The organism is Heyndrickxia oleronia, from assembly GCF_017809215.1.
Lineage (GTDB): Bacteria > Bacillota > Bacilli > Bacillales > Bacillaceae_C > Heyndrickxia > Heyndrickxia oleronia.
Window position 1 is genome coordinate 615,908 of sequence record NZ_CP065424.1, and the last position, 22,844, is coordinate 638,751.

The window sequence follows — 22,844 nt, forward strand, 5'->3', positions numbered from 1 at the left end:
CCCGGGAAAGTATGTAGAAGATTGGCAGATAGTTAAATGAGGATATCTAATGAAAAAACCTTGTGAGACTCTGGGAAAGAGTGGTCACAAGGTTTAAAAATAATAAGGTATAATTGCAAGAATCCAAACTAATTTATAATATATAATCTCTTAAATCCATCAAAATGTGCCTTCCAATAGGAGTTATCTAATGATGAAATTTGTACACCGTTATCACTCGCATGAATAAATTGATTATTTCCTATGTATATTCCTAAATGGGATATGCCTTTCTTGTACGTATCAGCAAAGAAGACTAAGTCGCCAAGCTGTGGTGTATTTATATAATATGAACGTCCGTAATATCCTTCGCTTGATGTACGTGGAATTTGAACTCCAGCTTGATTAAACGCATAATAAATGAATCCGCTGCAATCGAATCCAGAAGGATCAGCTCCTGCCCAAACATATGGAGTACCTAAGTATTTTTTCGCCACATCAATTAGCTTTTGACTTGAGTAACCTGTTGATGATGACCCATTATTTGGTGAAGTGATTTGATTCGAATTTGAATTAGTAATGAGTGTTTGTCCTACGTAGATTAGATCAGATGTTAAAGAGTTTAGTTTTTTCAATTCTTCAATGGTCATTCCAAATTCTAAGCTGATTTTTCCTAAAGTATCGCCTGCCTTTACGGTGTAGGTTGGGGCAGCTGGATTGACATCGCTTGCATTTGAAGTGGAATTTGAACCTGAATTTGAAACGGTTGATTGAGATACCTTCAACGTATCACCAGGGTAGATCAAATAGGAATTAAGATTATTCCATGTTTGAAGTTGAGCTAAAGTGATATTATGTAGGCTTGCAATTTTGGATAAGGTGTCGCCTGCTTTAACGACATATGTTTTTACTTGATTCTGATCAGAAACAGTTGGTTTGGAAACACTTTGCGATTGATTAGGTTTGGAACTGCTAGTAGATACGATTAAGGACTGATTAAGTAGAATATTATCCGACTTTAATTGATTCCATTCTTTTAACTTTGCTACAGATGTCCCGTATTTATTAGCAATTTTCCATAAGGTATCGCCCTTTTGAACCTTGTATGTATCTGCATATACAAATGCTTGCGGAGCAAGGGCGGTTGTAAGGATCGTGGTTGCAGCAACCGACACTAATGGTTTTTTCACAGCGTATTTCCCCTTCTTTCTCTATTATGTCTACTATTCTAGCAAATTTCGCGACCAAGGTACTACTAATTTTTAGAAAATATGAGAAAAGTCCTATCAAATAAAAATACATAGATAATTTTCTTCATGGATGATAGAGAGAATGAGTATAATAGAATTACGAAAAAATAAGGAGGTCTTTTTTTTGAAAAAAGCTATCTTTTTTATTTTGCTTTCATTATTCGTATTAGCTGCTTGTGAAAAAGAGCCGACACCTAATGAGAGATTCAATGAATATGTAAAGCTTTGGGAAAAAAATAATTTTGAGAAAATGTATTCAGATTATCTTTCATCTCATTCAAAGAAAGAATATAAATCGAAAGACTTTGTTGATAGATATCCGAAAATCTATAAGGATCTTGAGATTAAGGATGTAAAGATTACTTTTAAAAAGTTAAAGGAAGAGGACTATAAAAAGAAAGATAAGGTCTCTGTTCCAGTCAAACTATCGTTTCAAACGATGGCAGGCGCTGTAAATTATGAAGAAAAAGTGACGCTGAAAAAAGAGGAAAAAGATGATCAAGCCAATTGGTATATTGATTGGAAACCAAATTTAATTTTACCAGGACTTGAAAAGGGAGATAAAATTGTACCTGAAACGATTAGTCCGCAAAGGGGAGAAATCCGTGATCGTAACGGAAGTGGCTTAGCGATTAATGGAGAAATCTATGAGGTAGGAATTGTCCCTGAAAAAATGGGTGGTAAGGATGCAGAAGTGAAAAGCCAACTGGCTTCACTATTAAATATGTCTGTAGAGGAAATTGATAACAAGCTAAATGCTGGTTGGGTGAAACCGAACTTGTTTGTCCCAATTAAAAAGATTTCATCAGAGAATGAAGCCTTATTACAAAAATTATGGGCGCTACCGGGAGTAGATAAACAAGATACCTCGGGAAGAGTGTATCCATTCGGAGAAGCAGCTGCCCATTTAGTTGGCTATGTTGGTCCCATTACTGCGGAGGAATTAGAGAAGCAGAAAGGGAAGGGGTACACTGCGAACAGTGTTATTGGCAAACGTGGCTTAGAGCAATTATTTGAAGAGGATTTACGTGGAAAAGCCGGAGAAAAAATTTCGATTATCAAGTCGGATGGATCGGAAGAAGTGATTGCTGAAGAAGAAGTGAAAAACGGGAAAAATATTTCCGTAACGATTGATGGGGAGCTACAAAGCAGAATTTATAATGAAATGAAAGGAAATGCTGGTACAGCTGCTGCCATTCATCCATTAACTGGGGAAGTCCTATCATTGGTAAGTTCTCCATCCTTTGATCCGAATGCATTTGCTTTAGGACTATCAGGTGAAGAATATTCGAAGCTTGAAAAAGATCCATTACAGCCTTTAATTAACCGCTTCGCCCTGTCTTATGCACCGGGTTCAGCCATCAAGCCAATCACGGGCGCAATTGCCTTGCAAAATGGAACCTTAAAAACGACCGATACTAAAACGATTAGCGGCAAAACATGGGGAAAAGGTGGAAGCTGGGGTGGATATGAAATTAGTCGTGTCCATGCAACATCTGGCCCAATCAACATGGAAACCGCACTAATGTATTCGGATAATATCTTCTTTGCCCAGGCAGCACTCGATATGGGCGGAGATAAATTTGTTAAAGGATTAAAGAATTTCGGATTTGCTGAAGAAATTCCATTTACCTATCCTTTGAAAAAATCACAAATCTCATCAGATGGAACATTGAAGGATGGAGGAATTCTGCTTGCGGATACAGGCTATGGCCAAGGACAAATGCTTACCAATATCCTGCAGCTTGCAACCGCCTATACCCCATTTTTAAATGGAGGAGACATGCTGAAACCCTATCTTTTAGTAGGTGAAAAGAATACAGGAATCTGGAAGGAAAAAATCATTAGTCCAGAGAACGCACAAGCGGTCTCCAAAATGATGCGACAAGTAATCGCAGATCCACGTGGAACGGGGCATCGAGCAAACCTTCCAAACGTTGAACTAGCTGGAAAAACAGGAACAGCAGAACTCAAAAGCTCCAAAGAAGATAAAAACGGAAAAGAAAACGGCGTCTTCGTCGCTTACGATTCCAAAAACAAAGACCTCCTCATCGCCCTCCTCATCGAAGGCGTCCAAAAAGGCGGAGGCAGTAAAATCGTTGTAGAAAAAGTAGCAAATATCTTCAAATAGAGGGACAGCGGGTCGGTTCTCTCGTCCCCTTTGTGGGGACGAAAGAACCGACTTTTTTGTGTGGGACAGGGGGACGGTTCTCTTGTCCCTTTAGTGGGACGAAAGAACCGACCTCTTTTGGTGTGAGTGGGATTTAGAATTTGCGCGAAACAACATCAGATTCGTGCGAAAGAATCTAGAACTCGTGCGAATGGTCCTCAACTTCGCGCGAAAGAACCGATATTGTGTGAATCACCCTCCGATTCGTGCGAAAGAGACCAGAATTTGCGCGAAACAGTATCCGATTCGCGCGAAAGAATCTAGAACTCGTGCGAATGGCCCTCAAATTCGTGCGAAAGAATCGAAATCGTGCAAATCCATCCCCAATTCGTGCGAAAGAGACTAGAATTTGTGCAAAAGAACATCAAATTCGTGCGAAAGAATCGAAATCGTGCAAATCCATCCCCAATTCGCGCGAAAGAGACCAGAATTTGCGCGAATCAACATCAAACTCGCGCGAATCCCCCTCAAACTTCGCGCAACGGAATCGAGAATTCACTCAAACTTCTCCTCATCCCCAACGAAATCCATATACGCAAATCACTCCATCCACACTCAAAGAAAATGAATGATTTTCCACACTTTGGCACATTCTATAAATCCAGTTGAATTTTTTTCCTGGAATGGGGTGTGCTCGGTATGAAGAGGAAAATCGTAGTTACATTGGTTTTGGTGATTGAGATGGTTGTGCTTTTTTCTGTGATGCCATATGGTGCGGCGGAGGAGAGTACATTAGCCCCTGTTCAGTTAAGGATTCTTGAGACAACGGATTTGCATGGTCGGATGATGAATTTCGATTATGAGGAGAATAGATATACAGATGAATTTGGGCTGGTGCGGACGGCCAGCTTGATAAATAATGCTAGGGCTGAGGTACCGAATACGCTTTTATTTGATGTCGGTGATTTATTGCAAGGGAATGAGCTTGCTGAATTTGCTGCCAAAAAGGGGAAGGTGGAAGAGGGGAATTTACATCCCGTTTTTAAAGCGATGAACCTCCTTCATTATGATGCTGCGACATTTGGAAACCATGATTTCCACTACGGGTTTGATTTTCTGCATCATTCAATTTCAGGTGCGAATTTTCCTTATGTAAACGCGAATATCTTTATCAATGATTATAATAATACTGATTTTGATGATGTGAATTTTTATGAACCGTATGTCATTCTTCGGAAGAAAGTGGTGGATGCATTTGGCATTAAGCATCCGGTGAATATCGGGGTCATTGGTTTTGTCACACCTAAGGTGATGCAGTGGGAAAAGAAAAGCTTAGAAGGGATGGTCAAGGTTAAGGATATTGTCTCCACAGCCGAGTATTTCATTCCGAGAATGAAGGAGGAGGGGGCAGACATCATCATTGCACTCGCACATTCCGGACTTGACGCTACAAAGAACGAACAAGATGAAGTGTATCCGCTGAGTAAAATTGAGGGCATTGATGTTATCCTCTTTGGCCATCGACATGTCGTTTTTCCAGATCAATCGAGGTTCAAGAACATTGAAGGTGTAGACAATAAAGCAGGTACGATTAATGGAGTAGCAGGAGTAGAGGCAGGTAGCTGGGGGAATTACCTCGGAATCGTTGACCTCATTATTGAGCAGCAGGAAGGTAGATGGAGAGTCACTCAGTCAAAATCAAAGGCAGTCCCCATTGTGAAAACTATCAAGAAAAAAAAGAAAGCTACTGTTAGTAGTGATAAGTCCATTGTAGATGCCGTACGAGAAGATCATGAGAAAACGATCGAATATTATCAGAAGAAAACAGCCAGAAAAAAAAGAAAGTAACTTATTTGGAAAGGTTACTTTCTTTTTTGCATGCTCTGCCTATTGAGGTGTTTCAGTCTTTACACTCTCCGTAGTTGCCGGTAACTCTAAATGTTCTTTTAGACGATTGGAAACTGCTTGGCGTTCCTCCTCTGGTACAAGATAGTACCAAACGCCGTCGATCATTTTGCCGTCACCGTTAATTTGGAATTGTTTAATATTATGTCGAAGATCCTTATATTTACTTTGGATATCTACCATATCGTCTAATGTTAAATTCGTTTTTAAATTTTTCGAAACTGCATCAAGGATGTCATCATATGTCCAAAGAGAGGAGATGCTAGCCCCTTTTTCAAGGATAGAATCAATAATTTGACGCTGGCGCATTTGACGACCGAAATCACCACGTGGATCATCATGACGCATACGCGAATACTTTAATGCCTGACTACCATTTAAATGCAAATTACCAACAGCAAATGTTTCTTTCCCTGCCGTAAATTCCAAGTCATTTTTGACGTCGACTCCCCCTACAGCATTCACGACATCTTTAAATCCTTGCATATTGACCATCACATAATAATCAATTGGAATACCTAGAAATTTCTCTACCGTATCCATCGACATCTCGACATCACCAAAAGCATAGGCATGATTGATTTTATCGATGGTGCCTTTACCAACAATTTCAGTTCGTGTATCCCGAGGGATACTTAGCATTTCAACAGACTTTTTATTTGGGTTGACGGTAAGAACGATAATCGTGTCAGATCGTCCTTTATCATTTTTCCGTTTATCCACTCCGAGTAATAGTACGGAAAATGGATCACGTTCCTTTAGAGTAACTTCCTTTTCACGCTTCACTGGCTGCTCACGCTTCACGACTGGTTGATGAATTTTCTTCGCTGTCTGATTGATGTTGTGATACACCGAATAGGCGAAGGCGCCGCCACCTAAAATAAACACTCCTAAAATACTTAAAACGATGATTAATATTTTTTTCTTCCTACTTTTCTTTTCTTCCATAAATGTTTCCCTTTCTATGAATATTTGCCATACAAGGTCAAATGTATACGAAAAACGCCTGTTCAAGGCTAGTGTTCGTGATGAATTAGAACGGCTATGTAAATAAAGGGTTAAATTTAAATGTTTTCCATATATTTAAATCTATGTAACTAGGTCATTCGTACACTTTAGACCACTAGTCCTACTACACAAGAATAGCAGAAATAACCAAATGCGGAAAGAAGAAATCGAATGGAGTCGGATATTAAGGAAAATATGTCGAAAATGATGATCCTACTATATATATAAAATATGTTATTCTTAAATTAGCAGAATATTAATACAACTAGAGTAAGAAAAAATTATCAAACTTAAGGGGGAGCAGAATTGATCAAAAGAAGTGCAGCAATATTATTAATCTTTCTTTTAGCATTTTCTAGCACAGCATTAGGTGCAAGTCCAAAGGTGGCTTCACCGCAAACGGGAAAAATCAAAGCAAGCAATAATGAAAATGTTCGGGTCATTATTGAACTAAAAGATGATCCCAAAATTAATATCGCTACAGAAAAGGGCATGAAATTTAGCGAATTAAATGAAAAAACAAAAGAAGAGTTAGAAAATGACGCGATTAAGAGTCAGAATAAAGTGAAGACTCAAATTAGTGAGCAAAAAGTTAACGCCAAATTTCTACATAATTTTACAACAGTCGTCAATGGCTTTAGTGCAGAAATAAAACAAGGCGATATTGCAAAAGTAGAAAAAATTCCGAACGTAAAAAGAGTCCAAGTAGTTCATAAGTATGATATGCCAAAAGTTCAACCAGAAATGAAATATAGTAAAGAGCTTGTACAGGCTCAAAAGGCATGGAGAACAACTGGATTTAAAGGTCAAGGTATGATCGTTGGAATTATCGATACAGGCATTGACTATAATCATAAAGATATGAAACTATCAGATGATGCTTCCGCAACACTCACAAAGGATGGAGTGACGAAGCTTAAGCTAGCGAATAATCTTCCAGGAAAATACTATACGGCGAAGGTACCATATGGCTATAACTATATGGATAAAAACAGCGATATCATTGATAGTACCGCAGGAGCATCGATGCATGGAATGCACGTAGCGGGTACAGTTGCAGCAAATGGCGACGAGGAAAATGGTGGAATTCAAGGAATCGCACCTGAAGCACAGCTACTTGCATTAAAGGTGTTTGGAAATGATCCTGAAATGAAGAGTACGTATAGTGATGTCTATGTAAAAGCGATTGATGATGCGATCAAGCTTGGAGCAGATGTCCTTAATATGAGCTTAGGATCAACTGCAGGATTTGTCGCCGCTGATGATCCTGAACAGGAAGCGATCAAACGCGCAACTGATAGTGGAATTCTTATGTCAATCTCTGCTGGGAACTCAGCACTTTTAGGAGAGGGATATAGTACTCCATTTGCATCCAACCCAGATTATGGGGTGGTCGGTTCACCAGGTTTAGCAACTGAATCACTTCAGGTTGCAGCCTATGAAAATACAAATATGGATGTAGATGCATTATCATATACCGTTGATGGACAGGATCCGGTGAGTGCCGCCTTTTTATCAGCTGGAAGTACTCATCCGAAAGACTATACGCAAAAAAGCTTTGAAATCTTAGATGCAGGATTAGGAAAAGCAGAAGAATTTGCAGGTAAGGATTTTAAAGGAAAATACGCTCTTGTTCAACGTGGAGAGATCGCTTTTACAGATAAAGCATTAAATGCTCAAGCAGCAGGAGCAATCGGGGTCATTATTTACAATAATTCTGATGGAATCGTGAATATGGCAACTGATGCTAAGATTACCATTCCTTATTTGTTCATGTTAAAGAGTGATGGGGATAACATCAAAGCGGCTTTAGCTGGTGGCAAAAAAGTAACTCTTGATTTTAAAGGGGAGCAGCAGACAATTACGAATCCTGATGCAGGAAAAATGAGTGCGTTCTCCTCATGGGGATTAACACCAAGCCTTGATTTCAAACCAGAAATCACTGCACCAGGTGGACAAATTTTATCAACATTAAACAATAATAAATATGGATTGATGAGTGGAACATCGATGGCAGCACCACATGTTTCAGGCGGTGCAGCACTTGTACTTGAGCGTGTTCGCAATCAATTAAATGGAACGATGAAAAATGCTGAGCGCGTGAAGCTAGCGAAAAATCTTTTAATGAATACAGCATCACCAGTTACATTGAACAATGTGTTCGTCTCTCCAAGACGTCAAGGTGCAGGCTTAATGCAGTTAAATGCTGCACTAACAACACCAGTGATTGTCACTGATTCGAAAACAAATGAAGCAAAAGTAGCTTTAAAAGAAGTAAAATCGGATTTTGTCACATTCGAATTAACAGCGAAAAACTTAACAGATAAAGAAGTAACGTATGAGGCACATGCAAATGCCCAAACAGATAAAACTGTCTCTAAAGACAATCAATTATTCGTACAGCCAAATACACAAGGTTCACTTGATTTAGTAAAAGCAGGCCTTGCGTATGTAACAGTGAACGGTGCAGAAACGTCCACTATTAAAATTCCAGCAAATAGCACAGCAAAAGTAGAAGTGAGAGTTAGTGTAGTAAAAGGAGATACTGATTTAAGTAAGCAATTCCCTAATGGATATTGGTTAGAAGGATTTGTTACATTCAAAGATCCATCTGATAAAAATCCAGAATTAACTGTTCCATATACTGGATTTAAAGGGGAATGGGATGCAGCACCGATCTTTGATCAGCCATCTTGGGAAGCTCGCTCATTCTATGGAGTGACAGGTGTAACTACATCCATTGGTGATGATTTCGATTTCATCGGAGTCAATCCAAGAACAGGTAAAGTTGATCCGAATACAATTGCATTTTCTCCAGATGGGGATGGTGTCCAAGATAATGCCGTACCAATCCTATCCTTCTTAAGAAACGCAAAAGAAGTAAAATATGTTGTATTAGATAAGGATCGTAAAGAAATTCGAACGCTCCGTACAGACAAGAATGCTCGCAAGGATGGCTATGATTCAGGACAATCCACTCAATTCCATTTAGATATCGAAACTGGCTGGGATGGGAAAATCAATGGCCAAGTAGCGAAGGAAGGCCAATATTATCTAGCTGTTACTGGTGTCATCGACTATCCAGAGGCTCAACCACAAACCATTGTATTACCGGTTAAAGTTGATGTAACAAAGCCTAAGCTAGAAGCAAGCTTTAATAGTGAAACGCAAACGGTATCCGTGCAAGCATCTGATAACCAAGGCGGAAGCGGATTGGCTTATTGGGATGTACTTGTGGATGGAAAATCTGTAACGAATGAAGCTTATTATTCAATGGATGATCACAAGCATACATTGGAAAAAATCGTAGCACCAGATCAAGAGTTAAAGGTGGTTGCCTACGATAATGCGGGAAACAAGACTGAGCAGGTTATCACTTACGGCACTGACGTTACAAAGCCTGCGATCCATTTACTTACACCTGAATTTATGGACGCCTTAAATACGAAAGAAGTTGAGTTCTCGGGTTATGTCACAGACAAATCAAAAGTAACTTCTTTAAAAATTGGTGACCAAAAGGTTGATTTAAAAGAAACAGAAGCAAATAAATACGAATTTAGCACCACTTTAAAAGTGAAAAAGGATGGAATCTACGAAACGAAATTAATCGCGTATGATGCAAGTGGCAACTTCCACGAAATTAATCGTCCATATATCGTTGATACCACTGCACCTAAGCTAAAGGTTAAAGGCACAAAGGCGACTGTTGATAAAGACACAGATAAAGTAAGAGTATCCTTAGATGTCCAAGATAATTTCGACGATATCCGTGTTTATGTCAATGACAGTGAAATCTTTGCGCAGGAACTGAAGGAACCATATCAAATGCGTGCATTCAATAAAACGATTGAATATGATGTAAATCTAAACGAAGGTGAAAATACGTTTGTCTTCAAAGTAGTAGATATTGCAGGAAATGAAACAACGAAGGAAGTAAAAATTAAAAGAGGAAAATAAAAATGATCAAATAACGAGGATACCCAACAAAAGGGTAGCCTCGTTATTTTTTTTAATCATAGTTTTCAATTACCATACATAAACTCTAGTAAACTTCATAATTATTAGGGAGGGACAAACCCTATATAAATTTTTATTGACGGCTATAGATTATTACCATAATCTACTAATATATTATTTTCCATTCTTCGACAAAAACAAAGGATAAAATAAAGGGGAGAAATTTCTCATGAAAAAAATTTCAATGATTCTACTTCTGAGTCTTATTTGTACATTGGGCTTCTTTAGTGGAAAAGCTGAAGCGAGCTCAACAGGGCCAGCTTCCATCGTCATAAATGATGAATTGATAAAATTTAAAGATGTTAAACCATTTATGTCAAATAACGTAACCTACGTCCCCATTCGTCTCTTTTCTCAAGCATTAGGAGTAGATGTAAACTGGGATCAGCAAAAGCAGATAGCTATTTTGACGAAAGCATCAAGAAAACTATCCCTTGATCTGAAGCAAAATATGATCATGACGGAATCTGGTGGAAAGCAGAAGGTATCACTCCATCTTGTAAATAATCAAATGGTTGCACCATACCGATTTATTGGTGAATATTTTGGTTACCAAGTCGAATATGTACAAAAAGGATCTTTTGCTAGAATTACAGATAAAAACGCAAAATTATCAAATGAACAAATCTATGAAAAATATAAAAAAGAATTAACAAAGACAATAGTAAAACCAGGGAAGGTCGCCTACCTCACCTTTGATGATGGCCCAAACGCACATACCGAGAGAATCCTGAATATTTTAAAAAAATATGATGCCAAGGCAACCTTTTTCATGCTGAATGACAATATGGCCTCGCACCAAACCGTTGTCAAAGAAATGGTTAGCGAAGGACATGGAGTTGGCTGTCACGGGGTGACCCATGATCAACAAAAATTTTACCGTTCCCCAGCCTCAGCAGTTGGTGAAATGAATACATGTTTAAGTACATTAGCAAAAATTACAGGACAACACTCTACTGTTATTCGAGTTCCATATGGCAGCAAACCATATATGACCACAAACTACCGCAAGGCGATGGATGCAAAAGGCTACCAAATGTGGGATTGGAATGTCGATAGCCTAGATTGGAAACTATTAAACGGCCCGAAAACAGCCAACTATACAATCAATCAAATTAAAGCCATACAAAAGAGTGGAACGTCACCATTAATCCTGTTCCACGACAAAGCGACAACTGCAGACGCTCTACCTGCCGTTCTCAGCTACTTAAAGGAAAACGGATATGAGCTATTGCCGATTACCAATGAAATTGAGGCATATAACTTCTGGGATCGGAGGAAGATTTAAGAGAGTCGTAGTAGATGGAGGTTTGAACGTAGATTCATTCAAGATAGCGGAAAAATTGAATGTGAAGTAGTAGAATCCAGAGCGGCAACGTAGAATCATTAAAAATTTCCGTAGAAAACCGGGGATATTCCCGTTGAATAGTTAACGTAAAAATACGAAATAATAAAAGAGGGGATATGGTTATCCTCTCTTTTATTATTTCATGGATTGATATTTGAATAGTTTGAACAATGATTTATAATAGAGGTAAATATACAAGAAGAGAGTTGAGTAAGAATGGATACTCAAGTAACAACAAAATTTAAAATAGTGAAGCCTGCTAGTGAAGTTTTCGAGGCAATCGTGGATCCCGAAAAAATAGGAAACTTCTGGTTCTCCTCCAGTTCGGAAAGATGGGAGCAAGGCAAGAGCATTACTCTAAGATATGATGAATACAATGCAGAGGGTAAAATCCATGTAGTAGAAGTTGAGGAAAATAAGAAAATCGTGTTTTCTTGGGGACCGGAAGATCAAGAAACGATTGTTACTATCTTACTTGTAGAGTTAGATCAGACAAGTACCCGTATAGAAGTAACTGAATCAGGCTTTAATGGGGATGATCCTGAAATCGTAAACACGATGTTAGGGCAAAAGGAAGGCTGGGTCTTTGCGTTAACCTGCTTAAAGGCGTACTTAGAAAATGGGATTACAACTTTGAGAGGTTCATTAATTCATTAGTTGCATGGTTAAATCAAAGCAAATTTGGAAAATAACGTAACTATGGAAAGGGGCTAAGGTTAGCCCTTTTTATATTTCTGCTAAATCATATCCACTAATCCTTCAAAAAACTCAGTAAACAGGTGTACTAAAGCTAACTCCAAAATATTTCACTCCAGTAAAGAAACGATTGTAAATATCGGAATTTTCCATTACTATGTAGTTAGTCAGTTGAATAACTAAAAGGTGGTGAAAAAAATGGCAAAGCCAAATGTCATAAGTAAGCATGAATTAATTCAATATGCAAAGGAGTGTTTGGTTGATAAGGGAATAGAGAAATTTACTTTGAGAGCAGTAGCAGAAGAAGCAGGGGTAACACAAGGAACAATCTATTACCATTTTAAAACAAAGGAACAATTGCTATTAGATATGGTAAAGGATATCTGCGAAAGTTCTTGGACTGAAATTTCACAGCAAGATCATTCCTATATCATAAGCCAAGCAATTGAATCTGCTAAAAGTCGTTGTTCACATGACTCTTTTTTTCATAAATTATTTTTTACGCTAGTTACTTCAAGCTTTAATAATGAAAAAATAAGAAGTCAATTAGGCGATGTTATGGTAGCAGAAAATAAGGCTTTAACGAATAATTTAACCAATCTATGGACCAAGTCACCAATTGAAGGCGTTACCCTTGAGACATGGGGAATTCTTTTAAATGCGGTAGTTGATGGGATAGCGCTCCAGGCATTAGTTCAAAAGGATTTCCCCGTAGATAAAACATACGAAGAAGTTGAACGGTTGCTGAAAGGGCTTGGGAATTTGCTAAATAGGGAGGGCAATGAATGAAAGGCTATATCGTTACAGCGGTATGGGGGTTGATTGTATGGCTATTTGCTACACTCTTTTTTGTACTTTTTGGAGATCGTGTACTTGTTAGTCCTGGAACAAATCATTACTTGATTAATATTGTCTTATTATTACTTTGCACAGGACTTGTACTTTGGGGTGTTACGTATGTGTATCTTTTATTCGATAAAACAAAAAAGGCAGCATTAAAATTCGGAGTCATTGGTACGATTATTGGTTTAGCCTTGGACACATTTTCCTTATCCAATCACCAGTTCATTTTTCCAAAGCTAAGCGATTCACAGATTATTGCTTTTACCGCATGGATGTCTTTTGCCTATGCCTTATATTTATTGATCCCTGTAATGATATACAAAAAAAGATCTTTATAAGGAAGGGAATGATGGTGATTTTTCAGTCACCATTTTTTTTATTCATAGGAACCATAAGATTTTTTTATATAAAAGTATAAATTATTAGTCATATTCCCTCTGAAGAAATTCCTTTAAAATGTAAACCAACATATAATCGAAGGGGGATACATATGAAAGCAATCGTTGTTACAGAATTCGGCAAGCCTGAAGTGATGAAATACATGGATATAGATATTCCAACGATCAAACCTACGCAAGTAATCATTCAAGTGGAGAAAACAAGTGTCAATTATGCGGATGTAAAAGCAAGATACGGTAAAAAAGGTAGTGGGAAACTGCCTTTTGTGCCCGGACTTGATGTAGCTGGAACCATAGTCGAGAAGGGATTAGAGGTGCAACATTTACAGGTTGGACAACGAGTCATTGCTTTTCCAGCAAGTGGTTCATATTCAGAATATGCGGTGGGTGAACAGAATCTTACATATGAAATACCCGACACGATTGATTTTGATACAGCGGCTGCTTGTCCAACGGTATCCTTCCTTTCCTATAAATTACTGGCGGAGATAGCGAGGATAGAAATAGGGGAAACCATCCTTATTCATGCTGCAGCTGGGGGAGTAGGGACAACTGCGATTCAATTAGCAAAAATTTTAGGTGCTGGGAAAGTGATAGGAACAGTCGGAAATGAAAGCAAAGCATCAATCGCGTTAAAAGCGGGTGCTGATCAAGTGGTTACCTATCAAAACTTCGAGGAAAAAGTAAATGAGCTTACTGATGGCAAAGGGGTATCGATCGTTTTAGATTCGATCGCAGGGGAAATTACGGAAAGAAGTTTAACTTGTCTAGCTCCATATGGACGATTCGTTCAATTTGGTCATTCTAGTGGAAAGGCAGGGACCATTAAAACAAGCGATCTTCACTCCAGTTGTCGCTCTATCCTTGGCTTTAGCTTAGGCACTACGCGAATGCAGCGACCAGACTCTTTGCAGACTACAGCTAAACAGGTCCTAAAGTATATAAATGAAGGGAAGCTAAAGTTCGAAATCGGTCATCGTTTTCCATTGAAAGATGCTCAATTAGCCCATCAATTAATTGAGAGTAGATTAAGTACAGGGAAGATATTGTTAGATGTAAGAGGTAATGGGTGAACGTGATTTGCCTCTCAATAAAAGCTTGTAGACAGTCGCATGGTCTACAAGCTTTTAAGTGTTTTAGTCATTAAAATATGAGGAATCCCATCCTCCATAAATTCACTGGATGAGGTTTGATATCCAAGCTTTTTATAAAATCCTTCTGCTTGTGTTTGACCATGCAATTTGACTTTAGTCACTTCTTGTTCAACTGCTATTTCCTCTAATGCATAAATGATCATTTTACCAAGTCCAAATTTACGGTATGGCTCTAGTATACAAATTCTCTCCAATTTACCTACGCCATCAACCATTCGAATTCTGCCTGTTCCTACGGGTTCCTCGTGGTAATATACTAAAACATGCTCACAGTCTGCATCCAATGAATCAAATTCGTCGAATTCATCTGCAAGTGGTACGCCTTGTTCCTTAACAAATACTTCTTCTCTGATAGAAAATGCAATTTTCAACTCAGCATCTCTCGTCACTCTTTTTGATGTTTTCATTTATTAGCCCCTTCTAGATTTATACTAGCCTCTATTAAAAGTATATAAGAAAAATAATTTGTTGTAAATGCAACAAAATACAAAATTCAAGTATCGAATCATAAAACTACACGCACAATCAACCATCACAACAAAAAGCGTGAGAATCTCAGATTCCCACGCTCCAATCTCTTACTTTGTTTCCTTTTCAATATATTGATACATTAAGTAAGCTAAATAATACGCTTCTTTCCCTTTTAGCTCACGATCTTCTTTTACATGATCGGTAAAGGTATCATTCACGATGCCTTTTTGCACTAATGCTTTCCATGCTTGGTCACCAGTAGCTGGTTCACCGAAATAGGTCATGATCATTTGTGCAGCTTTGTTTCGTGTAACCGGTGTATCATCTTCAGCTGCTAAGTCCTTCACAGCCATGATTCCATTGTTATACTTTTGTTCCACGACTGGTGAAATACGTTTTGTATTCGCTAGGAAGTAGAAGAAGAACTTTTCACTAAATGGTTTGTCAACCGGAAGCTTGTTTTCATAGCCACCTACGACTGCTCCGTAATTGAGGAGCTTTTGCACCGCAGGATAGTACCATTCTCCTTGATAGTTGTATTTAATATCAAAATGGTAGAGCTTCGCCCCTTGATCCTCAAGTTGATCGCGTAATGTTTCTATCAGCTTTTTGTCTTTACTCATATCCCGGAAGGAAATATCATTTTTTATTGCTAGCGATGCGGCAACACCAGCAGCTTGTCCAGCTGACATTCCTGTTGGAACGACGCGGGCACTTCCTGCAGCGAGTGATGAATAGCCACTTGCTTTGCTTGCTACGAGTAATCCGTCAATTTCCTGTGGAACTAAAGAACGGAATGGTATCGCATATTGAACAGGTGCGGCCATGACATAGCCGTAATCCTGTGGTGATGTTGCTTGGACATCAGAAGGATAGGCGCCAAAGCCAATGCTATCCCATTGATCACGGTTTTCCCATACATCAGACATTTTCACGGCATATTCAGCTTTAATATGGCGCGTTTCTCGAACATATAGCTCATTCGGATAGTCTACGATTTCAGCTTTTTCGAAGCCTGGGAAGTTCTTTTGTAAAAATTCTACGACGCCTTTCGTTTCCTGCTTACCTATTTCGATGGCTTTTTGTTTTGATTCAGGGTCGAGTCCATCAATACCAAAGATTTGTAGGGCATTGATGAAGACGGTGCCATCCTTTTGCTTCACGATGTTTAAGCCACGTAATCTAGTATTCTCTAAGGTTGGTTTATAGGCTGTATGTAGGCCAGTGAATCCCCAGCCAACGGTTGCACGGACATTCCCGCCGCCAAACAATCCCTTCGCGGCTGCCTTTCTCATCTCTTCCCAATCAACGCCTTTTAAGTGGATCATCAAAGTAACCGCCATTTTGCGGTCCTTCAAGCCAATATCCTCGCCACCTTCAAAATATGGAGCACCGGCCTTAACCGCTAAATCAGCGTCTTGGGTTGAGTCGATAAATGCCTTTGCTTCAATCGTTTTTTCTTGCCCTTGGGCATCTTTAATTTTAATTCCTGTAAGTTGATTTTGTTCTTTCACAACATCGACTAACTGTGTTTCTAAGCTAAGTGTTAAATTAGGCTCGTCCTGAACAAGCTTTAGAAAAGCAAGCTTGCCTTCTTTAATATCAAAGCCTGTTTGATTTCCTACGAGCTTATGCCATTCAGAAAAGATTCCTGTATTAGCAGGTGCCCCTTTCTTATCCTGGCTTAAATCTAGAAAGTTCAACATTCCATAGGTGAATAAACCGCCCAGTCCATCACGATGCTCGATGAGTAGTGTTTTTGAACCAGATCGAGCGGCGGCAACTGCAGCTGCTACCCCTTCAGGTTCTCCACCAACGACAACAACATCATAGCTTTCCTTCAATTCAGGATGTTTATACGGCTTAACAGTAGTGAGTTCTTTGCTACTTTCCGCAGGCTTGTCTTGGTTCCTTGATTGATTGTAAAGCTTCTTTAAAGGAAAAAGTAAAGCAATCACAATGACCAAAGCCAAGCAGAGAATAAGTATTTTTTTGTTCTTCATTCGCTTCTACCTTTCTTTCATTTTAGTGAGTAAATGCCCCCCGAATTACTCCTCTTGAAAAAAGGTGACGAAAGCCTGAAATGAAAGTTTTCGTCACCTATTAGAATTTATTTCTGTTTCCCTTCAAACTCCGTCACTAAATTTCCCATAATCATATGGTCGGAAATCGTGAGACGTTCGCGGGATTCATCATATCCAGCTTTACATTGTTGGACATCGGTTTCTTGTTCAGTTTTTAAATCATAACAAATTCCGTTGCTGAACACACCATCTTGGGATGCTTTATAATACACCTTCCCATTCGTAAAGGATCCATAGCGGAAGACAACGAGATTATCTTCTTTGGATACAATATTGCTTCCCATCATGTAAAGATTGTTAGGTTTCATACCGAGTAGATGGAAGATGGTTGGTGCGATATCTAACTGTCCAGCCGTTTTCTCATAAATACCTTTTCCTGCATCATTCGGTAAATGGATGATGAGGGGTACTTGATTGTATAATCGCTCGACATTCAATGGTGTATTTTCCACACCAGCGATCTTCGTCATATTCGCATCTTCCTTGACCCCATAATCGTGGTCACCATACATAATGAGGACTGACTTATCCCATAATCCTTCTTTTTTCAAACGTTCGACCATTTCACCAATCGCTTTATCTGTATAGTGAACAGATTGTAAGTAATTCGCGAAAATGCCTGAGTAGCCTTCTAAATTCAATTCCTTATATTGTGATTGGATTTCATATGGATGGTGACTCGTTAATGAAATCATAAAGGAATAGAATGGTTGATCAAAGGTCTTCATCTTATCAATGGCCTGTTGGAAAAATGGACGGTCGCCCAATGCCCAACCAGCGATTTCCCCTGGCTTGAAATCATCTTTACCGAAGAAATGCTGCATGCCATTGTTTTGGTACATGACATAACGATTCCAGAAGCTTTTTTCATAGGCATGGAAAGCAGCAGTGGTGTAACCAGCCTTGGAAAGATTTGTAGCTAGTCCATCAAATTTCTGATTTCCATAACGCACATAGACAGAACCTGATGTTAAAGGATACATCGATTCATTTGTTAAAAATTCTGCATCCGATGTCCGACCCTGTGCGGCTTCATGGTAAAAGTTTTTATAATACATACTATCTTTAATTAACTTATTAATATTTGGCGTAATCTCTTGGCCATTCACCTTTTGATTAATAAAGAAGTTATTAAAGGCTTCAAGCTGAATCATAATAATGTTTTTGCCTTTTGCAATGCCATCATATGGTGAATTGGCAGCCAATGTTTTTTGATGCTCCTTGAACCAATCCTGTGCTTTCTTTTTATCTTCCTTCGAAATCACGGTTTTATGGATAAAGGTTTCATCGACAAACTTATACGCATCATAGGCGTGGAAGCCAATAAGCCCAGTCTTATTAAATAAGGACATATTGTACCAGTTTTGCTTGAACAGTACATTTCCATACTTGCTAATATAATCTTGTGTCGGCGCGTAGACAAAGATAAATCCGATCACTGCAACGAGTACAGAGGTAGCGGCTTTGCCACGGAAGCCGATTTGCTTTTTCCACTTAATCTTCCTTATATATAGGAAGATAATGATCGGAATGAGAATTATCAAATCAATGAAAAAGACAAGATCCTTCCATTGAAATAAATCCTTAATACTTCCACTAACTGCCCCTGTTTGATTCGCTTGTGATAGAACCGGGATCGACAGGATATCATGGAAATAACGGTAGTAGATAATATCCGCAATCGCAATAAAGCTAATGACAAGGTTTAAAATAAACAAGGCAATTAACTGTTTTCGTCCTGACATAAACAAGGTCCAGAACGATAGAAGCAATAATGCCCCAAAGCTAACTAAAAATAGCCCCGTATAAAAGGCTTCAAAGCTTCCTTGCTTAAAGAGCACCGAAAAGCCATTTTTAAAGTATCCCAGATTATCTAAAAGAAATGTTGTATTTGTATTTTTCGAAAATAAGTGTAGTTTCAATGTAATGAGCATCAAGAAAATGATGAACGCCAGATGCTCTTTTATAAACGCCCAAATCTTATTCAAAAAACATGTCGCCTCCTAACCACAGTCTACCGACAAAAATCGTCGGAATATGATTAAAATCATACTAATTTTTACGATACATGTTTGACTTCCAATTATCAACAGGAAATTTTGGTTATCGCTTTCAGAGAAAAGGCTACTAAGCATTGTTCTCACGAAAGAAGGAATACCTTCGGGTTTAATCAATTTTTTCTAATAATATATGAGTCGAAAAAACTATTTTTATATTTTTCAAGAAAAATGTCAAAGAGAGCAGAAAATTATGATAAACTATGACATGAAATGACAAATAGAGGGAGGTTTGAACCGCGACTGTGAAGACTTACAAAAAAATAATATCCATCTTAGCGATTCTTGTCCTAGCAATGATCCCTATTAAAGGTCATGCTGCAGGCACGATGAGCGATATTCCGGCAAAGTCCAAAACGGAAATTGATTATTTAATCAATAACAAAGTGATTACGGGGTATCCTGATCAGACCTTCCGTCCGAATAATAATGTGACTCGTGAGGAAGCTGCAACGATGATCGGTCGGGCGATTGGATTAAACGGAACAAAGAGAACTACAAGCTTTGCTGATGTAAAGGCAAGCAGCTTTGGATCTGGCTATATTCAATCTGCAGTAGAAGCAGGGATTATTACAGGATATGAAGACAAAACATTTAGGCCAACAAACAAGATTACTAGAGGCGAAATGGCTTATCTGCTAACAAAAGCATTCAAGCTAAAAGAAACAAGCAAAGTTTCTTTTAAAGATGTGATTATGACATCGAATCAAGGTATCGTTATCAATCAAATGGTAACAGGCGGACTTTCAAATGGGTATCCAGATGGAACGTTCAAGCCAACAAACAATATTAGCCGCGAGGAATTCTCCTTAATGGTCGCACGTGGGATGAACGAAGACTTCCGAGTATCCTCTGAAGCAAAACCCCTTGGCGTCAAATATGTGAATGCTACCTCATTAAATGTAAGAAAAGGACCTGACACAAGCTACGCAGCCATTGGTTATTTAAAGAGCGGCGACAAAGTGACGGTCTACAGTATTGCAAATAACTGGGCATACATAACAAATGGTAGTTTAACAGGTTATGTAAGTGCGACGTATCTATCCGATGCACCACCTGTAGTACAACCACCAACTGATCCACAAGATCCAACACCTCCAGTCACTGGAAAGCATGTTATCACAATTGATGCAGGGCATGGTGGCAAGGATCCCGGTTCCTCTGGAAATGGACTAGTGGAAAAAGATATTACATTAGCTGTGTCTTTAAAGGTGCAGAAAAAGCTTGAAGCTGCAGGCATCAAAGTTGTCATGACGAGAACAGGTGATACGTATCCAACATTGCAGCAAAGAATTAATATTGGTGTAAATGCGAAAGCCGATACATTTGTAAGTATTCATGCCAATAAATTCGGTAGTGAAAGTGCGAATGGAACGGAATCCTACTATAATACAAAGGCTGCATTAAGCCCTCGTGCGGAAGCAAGCAAGCAGCTGGCAACATTTATTCAGAAGCGCCTAGTAAAAGCTCTTGGTACAACAGATCGTGGCGTGAAAACGGCTGATTATCAAGTCATCACATACAATCCACTTCCTGCTGCATTAATAGAACTTGGCTTCTTATCGAATAAATCAGATGCAAGCAAACTAGGTTCAGATAATTATCAAAACCTAGCGGCACAAGCAATCGTTGATGGAATCAAAGATTACTATAATTGGAAAGACAAACAATAAGCTATTGGGGCTGTCTCAGATAACAAGTGTCATACACACTTATGGGACAGCCCTTCATTTTATAAAGGAAGGATACCTATTCATCATGAAAAAGATCATCCTATTATTTTCTTTCATTCTTCTAATCTTGGTATTTCCTCATGAAAGTTTCGCACAAGAGACTTCGAATCAGCATGAACGGGTTATGATTGGGATTGACCCAGGAACAGAATTAACCGAATTAAAAAAATACACCGAAGATATTCATCATGTATTTAATCAAATATCGGTCGTATCAGCGACCATCCCAGCAGCGAATAAAGAAATCATCAAAAAGCTTCCACATGTGAAATGGATAGAAGATGATCCAGAAATTCAAACCGAAGCCCAACAAACCAATTGGGGCTTGCCACAAGTTGTACCCCAGCAATCAAAAGCATTAGGTTTGACAGGAAAAGGTGTGAAGATTGCTTTAATCGATACAGGGGTAAATGAAAAGCATCCCGATTTAAACATCGCCGGCGGTGTATCATTTGTTGAATATACAAAATCTTATGAAGATGATAATGGACATGGCACACATGTCGCTGGAATCATTGGCGCATTAGATAATGATATCGGGACGGTCGGGGTCGCACCAGATGCAGAGCTTTATGCCATCAAGGCATTGGATGCTGCAGGCAATGGCCGTCAAGCTGATATGATTGCCGGGATCGAATGGGCGATCAATCATCAAGTCGATATTATTAACATTAGTATTACAAGTAAAGAAGGCTCGACAGCTTTAAAGCAGGAATTAGAAAAAGCATATAGTAAAGGCATTCTTATTGTTGCCGCAGCAGGAAATACATTGAAGCCCTTACCATTAGGAACAGATATTTTATACCCAGCACGTTACCCAAGTGTTATCGGAGTTGGATCGATTGATCAAAACGGACAGCATTCCTCCTTCTCCTATACTGGAGATTCCTTAGAGGTTGTCGCACCGGGGAATAAAATTTATAGTACGTATTACAATCCATTAACAGATACTGAAGATGACTATGCCTATGACACAGGAACATCAATGGCGACTCCATTTGTGACAGGCACCCTTGCTCTATATAAGCAGCAATTTCCAACCCTGCAAAGTTCAAGAATTCGCAGTCTACTACAAACAAATGCGATTGACCTCGGGGCTCCAGGAAAAGACCCTGTATATGGATATGGGTTAGTTCAAGCACCAAAGTCAACGAAGCTTCCAGCGTTAACGGATTTGAAAGCTGACGCATGGTACACTGATGAAATTAATTATTTAGTAGAAAACAAGATTATTGAAGGATATCCAGATGGAACCTTCCATCCAGAGGAATTAGTCACACGTGCAGAAGCGGTCACCATGATCGGAAAGACTTTATCCTATGATGGCACGCAACAACGGACGGTCTTCAGTGATGTGGCACCAACCTTCTATGCATCAGGCTATATTGCCAAGGCCAATGCGAATGGCATCATTACTGGTTATGAAAACAACCAATTCAAGCCACAGGACCCGATCATTCGTGGAGATGTTGCTCTAATCTTCCAACGAGCCTATGGGTATACAAATAGTCAGAAGGCAGCATTTAGTGATGTGAAACCAACGATGTACTATTATGAAGCGGTGAATGCGTTAAAGGATGCCCATATATCCAATGGATATGAAAATGGAACATTCTTACCAAACCAGCCAATTACTAGAGCAGAGTTTGCTGTATTTGTCGCAAGACAATTGAATGATGAATTTAAATTGAAATAAAAGGGAGGGGGCTGGGACATAACTAGCTTCAAATAGTGAAAAAGTTGAATTTGAGCGAACTCAAATTCAACTTTTTCTATTTTTGTGTGTTGATT

Annotated in this window: 15 protein-coding genes; 10 read left to right on the forward strand and 5 right to left on the reverse strand. The window is 38.9% G+C overall.

Annotation, left to right across the window (positions count from 1 at the left end; all coding sequences use genetic code 11):
• Positions 1–128 precede the first annotated feature (128 nt).
• Positions 129–1,169: a peptidoglycan endopeptidase gene (locus I5818_RS03320; RefSeq protein ID WP_078110137.1), complete on the reverse strand. Its 1,041-nt coding sequence runs from the start codon at positions 1,167–1,169 to the stop codon at positions 129–131.
• Positions 1,170–1,353: 184 nt separating this feature from the next.
• Between I5818_RS03320 and I5818_RS03325 the strand changes: the two genes are divergently transcribed.
• Both I5818_RS03325 and I5818_RS03330 read left to right on the forward strand, forming a co-directional pair.
• Complete coding sequence (locus tag I5818_RS03325) at positions 1,354–3,360, forward strand: penicillin-binding transpeptidase domain-containing protein (RefSeq protein WP_078110136.1); 2,007 nt, start codon at positions 1,354–1,356, stop codon at positions 3,358–3,360.
• A gap of 678 nt (positions 3,361–4,038) precedes the next feature.
• Positions 4,039–5,187 (forward strand): metallophosphoesterase, encoded by a 1,149-nt coding sequence (locus I5818_RS03330; protein WP_078110135.1) that lies wholly within the window; start codon positions 4,039–4,041, stop codon positions 5,185–5,187.
• A 39-nt stretch (positions 5,188–5,226) separates the two neighbouring features.
• Here the strand turns inward: I5818_RS03330 and tagU are convergent, their stop codons facing one another.
• Positions 5,227–6,192, reverse strand: coding sequence for a polyisoprenyl-teichoic acid--peptidoglycan teichoic acid transferase TagU (gene tagU / locus I5818_RS03335; protein WP_078110134.1), 966 nt, complete (start codon positions 6,190–6,192; stop codon positions 5,227–5,229).
• A gap of 366 nt (positions 6,193–6,558) precedes the next feature.
• On the opposite strand from tagU, the gene I5818_RS03340 reads away from it, so the two are divergent.
• The 6 genes from I5818_RS03340 (at position 6,559) to I5818_RS03365 (ending at position 14,627) form a co-directional block, all read left to right on the forward strand.
• Entirely contained in the window at positions 6,559–10,209 is a 3,651-nt protein-coding gene (locus I5818_RS03340) for a S8 family serine peptidase (protein WP_139358131.1), read from the forward strand.
• Between the two features lie 229 nt (positions 10,210–10,438).
• The gene (locus I5818_RS03345; protein ID WP_078110133.1) at positions 10,439–11,557 is read left to right on the forward strand and encodes a polysaccharide deacetylase family protein; all 1,119 of its coding nucleotides are present in this window, start codon (positions 10,439–10,441) and stop codon (positions 11,555–11,557) included.
• Positions 11,558–11,833: 276 nt separating this feature from the next.
• Positions 11,834–12,274 carry an SRPBCC family protein gene (locus I5818_RS03350; protein ID WP_078110132.1) on the forward strand — a complete coding sequence of 147 codons (441 nt, stop codon included), beginning with the start codon at positions 11,834–11,836 and terminating at the stop codon, positions 12,272–12,274.
• Between the two features lie 237 nt (positions 12,275–12,511).
• Positions 12,512–13,102: a TetR/AcrR family transcriptional regulator gene (locus tag I5818_RS03355; RefSeq protein ID WP_078110131.1), complete on the forward strand. Its 591-nt coding sequence runs from the start codon at positions 12,512–12,514 to the stop codon at positions 13,100–13,102.
• Positions 13,099–13,494 (forward strand): DUF5367 family protein, encoded by a 396-nt coding sequence (locus tag I5818_RS03360; protein WP_078110130.1) that lies wholly within the window; start codon positions 13,099–13,101, stop codon positions 13,492–13,494. Before I5818_RS03355 ends, I5818_RS03360 begins: the two co-directional genes overlap by 4 nt.
• Before the next feature lie 152 nt (positions 13,495–13,646).
• Positions 13,647–14,627: a quinone oxidoreductase family protein gene (locus I5818_RS03365; RefSeq protein WP_078110129.1), complete on the forward strand. Its 981-nt coding sequence runs from the start codon at positions 13,647–13,649 to the stop codon at positions 14,625–14,627.
• A 44-nt stretch (positions 14,628–14,671) separates the two neighbouring features.
• Here the strand turns inward: I5818_RS03365 and I5818_RS03370 are convergent, their stop codons facing one another.
• From I5818_RS03370 to I5818_RS03380, 3 genes are all read right to left on the reverse strand, one after another.
• Entirely contained in the window at positions 14,672–15,115 is a 444-nt protein-coding gene (locus tag I5818_RS03370) for a GNAT family N-acetyltransferase (RefSeq protein WP_078110128.1), read from the reverse strand.
• Positions 15,116–15,286: 171 nt separating this feature from the next.
• Entirely contained in the window at positions 15,287–17,182 is a 1,896-nt protein-coding gene (locus I5818_RS03375; RefSeq protein WP_078110127.1) for an FAD-dependent oxidoreductase, read from the reverse strand.
• Positions 17,183–17,289: 107 nt separating this feature from the next.
• Positions 17,290–19,251 (reverse strand): LTA synthase family protein, encoded by a 1,962-nt coding sequence (locus I5818_RS03380; protein ID WP_078110126.1) that lies wholly within the window; start codon positions 19,249–19,251, stop codon positions 17,290–17,292.
• Positions 19,252–19,565: 314 nt separating this feature from the next.
• On the opposite strand from I5818_RS03380, the gene I5818_RS03385 reads away from it, so the two are divergent.
• Complete coding sequence (locus tag I5818_RS03385; RefSeq protein ID WP_078110125.1) at positions 19,566–20,993, forward strand: N-acetylmuramoyl-L-alanine amidase; 1,428 nt, start codon at positions 19,566–19,568, stop codon at positions 20,991–20,993.
• Positions 20,994–21,078: 85 nt separating this feature from the next.
• On the forward strand, positions 21,079–22,749 hold the full coding sequence (locus I5818_RS03390; protein WP_169846907.1) for a S8 family peptidase: 1,671 nt from the start codon (positions 21,079–21,081) through the stop codon (positions 22,747–22,749).
• The last annotated feature ends 95 nt before the right edge of the window (positions 22,750–22,844 follow it).